Genomic DNA, 350 nt, shown 5'->3' with positions numbered 1-350 from the left:
ACCAGGTGAACTGCATTCTCCACCAGGGCTTTATCCTGTGGGGCATAGCTGCGGGTTGGATTAATCACACAGTTATAGTGGCGGGCAAAGTCTTTAAAGCTCCGGTTGATCTCCGGCTCATATTTACTGGCTCTGGTCACTGCCGATTTTAAGTTGTCTGAGACAATAGCTTTTGGGACACCTCCATAAAACTGTAATGCATTACCGCAAGAGGTGATAAGATCCTCTCGTTTTTGGCTTAAGCTAGCCTCTACGTAAGTATACTGGCTATTGGGAAGGATAGCTATAAACACTTCTACAGGAATAAGTTCTCCGGTATCCTTATCAACGATATGCAGTTTTTTTCCCGT

General features: G+C 44.6%; 1 pseudogene. It reads right to left on the bottom strand.

Going from position 1 to position 350, the window contains the following annotated elements:
• Positions 1-350: pseudogene (locus HC176_RS17965) on the bottom strand (DDE-type integrase/transposase/recombinase); the annotation flags it as partial.

This window comes from Tamlana crocina, assembly GCF_012037625.1.
The sequence above is the reverse complement of the archived record's forward strand: the minus strand, read 5'-3'. Positions and strand labels throughout refer to the sequence as shown.